Consider the following 6,816-nt stretch of genomic DNA (forward strand, 5'->3'; position numbering starts at 1 on the left):
CGGCCGCCGAACGCGCCCAGGCCCTTGGCCGCCCACCAGCGGCGCTGGAGCGCGGGCGCGGAGACGATGCCGACCACCGGGCGCTCGACGCCGTCAAGGCCCTGGCCCTCGCCACCGCAGCCCGGACCACCGCGCCCTCGCCGGCCGACGTCCAGGTCGACGTCACCCGCCGCCACGGCGAGGACTGGGCGTTCGGCACCTCGGTGGTGACGGCCCCGGCCGTGGCGGACGCCTATCCCGACGGCTGGCTGTTCCTGGCCCGCCGCACCGCCGAGGGCTGGCGGATCGCCTTCGACGGCGAGCCCGACTTCGCCGAACTGGCCGCCACCGCGGCCGTGCTGTCCGACCGCGAACGCGGCCTGCTCGGGCGGGGCGCCGAACGCCCGTACGCGGGAAGCGACTTCCGCACCGGGATGCGGTTGCCGTACGCGACCGGTCAGGCCTGGGCGATGACCGGCGGGCCGCACGGCTGGAGCGGCACCGCGGCGCCCTGGAGCTCCGTCGACCTGTCCGGCGGCGACGGCCGGGTGCTCGCGGCCCGGGCCGGCCTCGCGTACACCATGTGCGGCAACGGGAAGGGCTGGATCCGGGTGCTGCACGACCGCGGCTACGCGACCGACTACTACCACCTCTCCGGCAACATCGCGGCCAACGGCCTCTCCGTGGACGAGGGCGGCTACCTCGGCAACACCGGCACCGACACCTCCTGCGGCGGCAGCGCCACCGGCGCCCACGTCCACTTCGCGCTGCGTCAGAACGACGCCTACGTCCCGCTGCACGGCCACAACCTGGGCGGCTGGGTCGTCCAGGCGGCCGGCGCCGCGTACGAGGGCTCGGCGCTGCACGGCTCCACCCGGGCCCAGGTCGACGGCACCCTGGTCAACTACGGGGCGCTCGGCCTGACCAGCGGCATCGTCGACGCCTTCGACGACCCCTCGGTCAACCGGCGCTCCGGCCCCGGCACCGACTACCCGGTGGTCGGAACGGTGGCCGACGGCACCACGATCGACATCAGCTGCTCCGCCAACGGCACCTCCCACACCGGGCGGTGGGGCACCACCAGCCTCTGGAACCGGCTCCCCGACGGCACCTGGATCAGCGACGCCTTCGTCTGGACGGGCTCGGCCGCCCCGGTCAACGGCACCTGCTGACCGGGCCGACCGCAGACGCGACCCGGCCGGGGCGCGGCACCGCGAGAGGTGCCGCACCCCGGCCGGGTCCAACCGATGCCCAACCGCTACAGCGCGGCGGCGAGGGCGTCGGCGGTGCGCAGGGTGAGGGCGGCCAGGTGGAGGGTGGGGTTGGAGGTGCCGCCGGTGGGGAAGACGGCCGAGCCGACCACCCAGATGCCCGGGTGGTCGTGGGACTGCCCGGCCGGGTCGACCACGGAGTCCGCCGGGGCGGTGCCCATCCGCATGGTGCCCATCAGGTGGCCGGAGCCCTTGTACGTCCCGGCCGGGGCGGCGGGGGCGATCTCCTCGGCGCCGACGGTGCTCTCCAGGTACTGCCAGATCCGGTGGGCGACGCTGTGGCCGTAGGCGAGCGCGGCCTTGGAGTAGGCGTCGATCCGGTAGGAGATCCTCGGGCGGGGCAGGCCGAGGACGTCGACCTTGTCGGAGAGCGTGACGCGGTTGCCGGGGTCCGGCAGCTGCTCGGTGGAGTAGCTGAACCGCAGCATCCGGGTGACCCGGTGGTTGACGGCCTCCTGGAGCTTCGCGCCGGTCAGCAGGATCCTCCGGGCGGTCTTGTCCCACATGAGCGCGTCGAGCGCGGCCTCCGGCGACTGGGTACGGCCCCAGCCGTCGTTGCCGACGGTCATCCGGAAGCCCCCGGTGTCCCGGCGGAACGGGCCGTCCCGGAAGTTCTCGATGCCGAGCGTGCTCTGCGGGCCGCGGAACGGGAAGACCGGCTCGTCGAGCAGGCCCACCACCTCGTCGGTGAGGTGGTCCATCAGGTTGCGGCCGACCTGGTCGCTGGTGTTCCGCAGCCCCGAGATCAGCCAGAGCTTGGGGATCTCGACCGCGTTGAGCGCCAGCACCACGTGCCGGGCGGTGACGCGCTGCTCGGCGAGGTCGGCGGTGGTCCAGTCCTTGAACACCACGGTGCAGGAGCCGTCCTGCTGGTGGACCACCTTCGTCACCACGCACGCGGGCTTGAGGTCCACGCCGAGCTCGACGGCCCGGCCGACGTGGTACCCGGCGTCGTACTTGGCCCCGGACGGGCAGATCGGCAGGCAGCTGGAGTTGCCCTGGCAGGAGCTGCGCCCCTGGTACTCCCGGGAGTTGCGGGCCTGCGGGGTGGTGACCGGGACCACCGCGACGTTGTCGATCGGCGGCATGCCGGCGAGCGCCGACCGCACCACCAGGTCGCCGTAGCTCGGGGCGATCCCCGGCATCGGGAAGTCCGCGCTGCGCCGGGTCAGCGAGGCCCACTCGGCGTCGTTGCCGGAGATGCCCAGCTCCCGCTCGGCCCGGACGTAGGAGGGCTCCAGTTCGTCGTAGTCGAAAGGCCAGTCCACGCCGCGGCCGTAGACGGCGTTCAGCCGGAAGTCGTTGGCGAGCCAGCGGGGGCAGTTGCCGCGCCAGGCCCAGGTGCTGCCGCCGGTCATCCGCTGGAAGCCGCTCTTGAACAGGTCGGTGGTGCCGCTCTGGTCGTAGTAGAGGTTCATCGTGACGGGATTGACGGTGCCGTCCTGGGAGGGCGCGAAGCCGTCCTCGTTGTTGCGCAGGAAGGCGTACGGAGTGGGGACGGCCTTGGTGGGGGAGAGCTGGTAGGCCTCGACGAAGGCGGCCCGTTGCGCCGCGTCGAGGCCGTTGTCGCCCGCGTCCAGGATCCGGATCCGGGCGCCGGGTTTCGCGGTCTTCACGGTGCAGGCGGCGAGGGCCCCGGCGACGCCGGCGCCCACGACGACCACATCGAAGTCGTAGTCCATGGGGTCGGTTCCTCGCTCGCTCAGGGGTGCTGGGTCCAGTAGCCGTACCCGCTCGGCTGGGGCGGCCGCGGCGCGGCGGAGCCCGGGTGGGCCTCGATCACGCTCCAGATGAGGCCGGAGCGCCACTGCGCGGACGTGCCGGGGGGATCCGTCGTCTCGTCCGGCCGGGCGAACTGCCCGGTGTACCAGACCGTGATCACGGCGCGCGCGGTGAGCGCGAGCGCGGCGTCGGCGTCCAGGGCGTCCTGGAGCGCCGCGCCCGGGTCCGGCGCGCCGGTCGCGGTGGTCCAGGCGGCGAGCAGGCGGGGGAGGTCGGCGGGGTAGGCGGCGAGGACGCGCTGCTGGAAGGCGTCGGAGAGCTGGGCGTCGAGCGGGGCCGTACCGGTGAGGTGCTCGGAGAGGCCGCGGAAGTCGGCGGTGGGCGGCATGGCGGGCGTGCTCCCGTTCACTTCTCGACGAAGGTGAGTTCCTCGATGGCGGGGCGCAGCTTCACTGTGTCGCCGACGACGTCGACGATGCGGTGCAGGCCCCTGGTCGTCCGGTCCGGGTCATTGAAGAAGTACTCGTCGTCCCCGCCGGCCAGGAAGACGGGGAGGCGGTCGAGGGACGGGCCGAAGAGCCGCAGGTAGTCGGCCAGGCGCCGGAACAGCTTCGGCAGGATGACCAGGTGGTCGGTGAGCGAGCCGAGGTCCTCGATCGCGGCGCCGCTGTGGGTGACGTCGTTGGCCCAGACGCTGTCGGGCGCCTTCGCGGCCCGCGCCTGTTGGGCGGTGACGGCCATGTCGAAGCGCAGGTCCTTCGGCAGGTTCTTGTAGAACGTCGGGTAGACCAGGCCACGGGACAGCAGCTCGTGGTTGGCGGTCTGGTGCAGCATCGGCACGTCGACCGTGATCGACGCTCCGCTCTCGGCGTCCGGGACGGGCGCGCCCCGGCCGACCAGCGCGACGCAGCGGTTGAAGGTGTCGGCGCCGCTGGTGAGGATGAACCCGGGGACGGTTTCCGGGGTGGCGGCGCTGACCGTCTCGCCCAGCTGCCGCTCGACGGCGGTGAAACCCAGCCAGGTCAGCAGGGCGTCCCGGGCGGCGTGGGCGCCCAGGTCGAGCGGCTGGTGCACGAAGTCGGGACCGGCGCCCTGGTAGTGGGTCTCCAGCGCGTCGATCCCGTCCAGCCGAAGGCTGGCGACACCTTGCTGGTTCGTCTTGACCTTGCGTTCGCCGGGGACCTTGGCCCACATGGTGATGTCGTCGGGGAGGAACTTGACGGTGTCGCCGTCCGGTTCGGAGCCCTTGATCTGGTAGCGGCCCTTGATGAGGGTCATGGGCGTGGGTGCGGGCGCGGGCATGGGTGACCTCCTGTGGTCGAATCGCGACCCATTGTGAGGCCCTTCGTGGTCAAACAGCGGAACCGCGCCGTCCGCTTGGCCTCGTCGTTGTGCCCCTGTGGCAAATGTCCGGACAAATCAAGCGGCCTTCTTGCGGTCGTTCGCGGCACTGGCCTAGCTTAATGTCCGTACATTTCGCCAGGGAGGGCCCACGTGACAACAAGGCATCACCGGATCGTGATCATCGGCGGCGGGACGGCGGGGATCACGGTCGCGGCCCGGCTGCGCCGCGCCGGCCAGCGGGACGTCGCGGTGCTCGAACCGAGCGACCGCCACTACTACCAGCCGCTGTGGACCCTGGTCGGCGGCGGGCGGGCGCCGCTGGCGGAGAGCATCCGGCCGCAGGCGTCCGTCATGCCGAAGGGCGTGGCGTGGATCCGCCGCGCCGCGGTCGCGATCGACCCCGAGGCCCACGAGGTGGCGCTGGACGACGGCGGCACCGTCTCCTACGACCAGCTGGTGGTCTGCCCGGGCATCCAGCTGGACTGGGACCGGGTGCCGGGCCTGGCGGCCGGGCTCGGCCAGGACGGACTGTCCAGCAACTACCTGCCCCAGCACGCCCCCGCGACCTGGCGCTTCATCCGCGGAACCCGCTCCGGCAGCGCGGTGTTCAGCATGCCGTCGGGGGCCATCAAGTGCGGCGGCGCCCCGCAGAAGATCGCCTACCTGGCCGCCGACTACTGGCGCGAGCAGGGTGTGCTCGGCCGGATCGACGTCCACCTGGTGCTCCCCGGGGCCGCGATCTTCGGCGTCCCGGAGTTCGCCCGGGTGCTGGAAGGCGTGGTGCGCCGGTACGGCATCACCGTCCACTACGGGAGCGAGGTCACCGCGGTGCGGCCGGAGGCCCGCGAGGTGGTCGTCACCGACCTGGCGACCGGGGGCACGACGGCCCTGCCGTACGACGTCGCCCACCTGGTGCCGCCGCAGAGCGCCCCGGACTGGATCAAGCGCAGCCCGCTGGCCGGCGCCGACGATCCGGCCGGCTACGTCGAGATCGACCGGTACACCATGCGGCACGTCCGGTACCCCGACGTGTGGGCGCTCGGTGACGCCGGGTCGTCCCCGAACTCCAAGACCGGCGCCGCCGTGCGCAAGCAGGCGCCGGTGCTGGTCCGGAACCTGCTCGCCGTGCTCGACGGCCGGGAGCCCGAGGCCGCCTACGACGGCTACTCCTCCTGCCCGCTGACCACCGCCCGCACCAAGATGCTGCTCGCCGAGTTCGACTACAGCGGGCGGCCGGCCCCGTCGATCCCGGTGATCGACACCGTCCGCGAGCGCACCGACATGTGGTACCTCAAGCGGCGCGGTCTGCCGTTCCTCTACTGGAACCTGATGCTCCGCGGGCTCGCCTGACCCGCGCCCGGGCACACTCCGGACCTCCCCCGCCCAGCCCTTCGCCGCTCTCCCGCGCGCTCGTCAGCGCCCGGCGGGCGGCCTCCCACCCATGCCCCCGCCCGTTACGGGCCCGGGGCACCACCACCGTCCACCCTCAGGAGCTTGCGATGGCGACGCCCGCCGGACCCCTGGTCCTCGTGCAGTTCTACCTCGACTGCCTCTCCCACGCCTCGTACCTCGTCGGCGACCGCACCACCGGCCGGGCCGTCGTGGTCGACCCCCAGCGCGACGTCCACGAGTACCTCGCCGCCGCCGAACAGCACGGCCTGACCATCGAGCGGGTCATCGAGACCCACGTCCACGCGGACTTCCTCTCCGGGCACCTGGAGCTGGCCGAGCGCACCGGCGCGCGCATCTCCTACGGCTCCGCCGCCGCGCTCGACTTCGACACCGACCCGCTGGCGGACGGCGAGCACCTCGGCCTCGGCACGGTCGACCTGGAGATCCTGCACACCCCGGGCCACACCCCGGAGTCGATCTGCGTCCTCGTGCGGGAACACGCCGGCGACGCCGTCCCGTACGGCGTGCTCACCGGCGACACGCTGTTCATCGGCGACGTCGGCCGCCCCGACCTGCTCAGCTCGCGCGGCCGGTCCGCCGAGGAGATGGCCCGCCTGCTGTACCGCTCCACCCGTGCCCTGCTGGCCCTCCCCGACGACACGCGCGTCTACCCGGCGCACGGAGCCGGCTCGGCCTGCGGCAAGAACCTCTCCACGGAGCTGAGTTGCACGATCGGCGTCCAGCGCCGCGGCAACTACGCGCTGGCCGAGATGACCGAGGACGCGTTCGTCGCCGTGGTGACCGACGGTCAGCCCGCCGCGCCCGCCTACTTCGCGTTCACCTCGGCGCGCAACCGCCAGGCCCGGGCGCTCCTGGACGAGGAGGCCCCCGTCCCCGCGCTCGCCCCGGAGGCGTTCCTCGCGGCCCGGGCCGGCGGCGTCACCGTGCTGGACACCCGGGACCCGGAGGCGTTCGCCGCCGCCCACCTGGACGGCGCGGTCAACATCCCGCTCGGCGGCCGGTTCGCCGAACTCGCCGGCTAGGTGCTCGACGCCCGGGACGCCGTCCTGCTGGTCACCGGCTACGCCCTCGGCGTGGTCATCGGCGC

6 protein-coding genes are annotated in these 6,816 nt (G+C 73.2%); 3 read left to right on the forward strand and 3 right to left on the reverse strand.

Features of this window, described 5'->3' with window-relative positions:
- The coding region (locus ABZW03_RS34420) for a peptidoglycan DD-metalloendopeptidase family protein (RefSeq protein WP_355267372.1) at positions 1–1,151 on the forward strand (1,151 nt) is incomplete at its 5' end.
- An 86-nt stretch (positions 1,152–1,237) separates the two neighbouring features.
- Here ABZW03_RS34420 and ABZW03_RS34425 read toward each other — a convergent pair.
- The 3 genes from ABZW03_RS34425 to ABZW03_RS34435 are packed head-to-tail and all read right to left on the reverse strand — an operon-like array spanning position 1,238 to position 4,274.
- The gene (locus ABZW03_RS34425) at positions 1,238–2,932 is read right to left on the reverse strand and encodes a GMC family oxidoreductase (protein ID WP_355267374.1); all 1,695 of its coding nucleotides are present in this window, start codon (positions 2,930–2,932) and stop codon (positions 1,238–1,240) included.
- Between the two features lie 20 nt (positions 2,933–2,952).
- Positions 2,953–3,360, reverse strand: coding sequence for a sugar dehydrogenase complex small subunit (locus tag ABZW03_RS34430; RefSeq protein ID WP_355267377.1), 408 nt, complete (start codon positions 3,358–3,360; stop codon positions 2,953–2,955).
- A 17-nt stretch (positions 3,361–3,377) separates the two neighbouring features.
- Complete coding sequence (locus ABZW03_RS34435; protein ID WP_355267380.1) at positions 3,378–4,274, reverse strand: nuclease; 897 nt, start codon at positions 4,272–4,274, stop codon at positions 3,378–3,380.
- Between the two features lie 192 nt (positions 4,275–4,466).
- On the opposite strand from ABZW03_RS34435, the gene ABZW03_RS34440 reads away from it, so the two are divergent.
- Both ABZW03_RS34440 and ABZW03_RS34445 read left to right on the forward strand, forming a co-directional pair.
- A complete protein-coding gene (locus tag ABZW03_RS34440; protein ID WP_355267383.1) occupies positions 4,467–5,666 on the forward strand; it encodes an FAD/NAD(P)-binding oxidoreductase in 1,200 nt (399 codons plus the stop codon).
- A gap of 149 nt (positions 5,667–5,815) precedes the next feature.
- Positions 5,816–6,751, forward strand: a complete 936-nt coding sequence (locus ABZW03_RS34445) for an MBL fold metallo-hydrolase (protein ID WP_355267386.1) — start codon at positions 5,816–5,818, stop codon at positions 6,749–6,751.
- The last annotated feature ends 65 nt before the right edge of the window (positions 6,752–6,816 follow it).

The organism is Kitasatospora sp. NPDC004799, assembly GCF_040609095.1.
In the GTDB taxonomy this organism is placed as follows: domain Bacteria; phylum Actinomycetota; class Actinomycetes; order Streptomycetales; family Streptomycetaceae; genus Kitasatospora.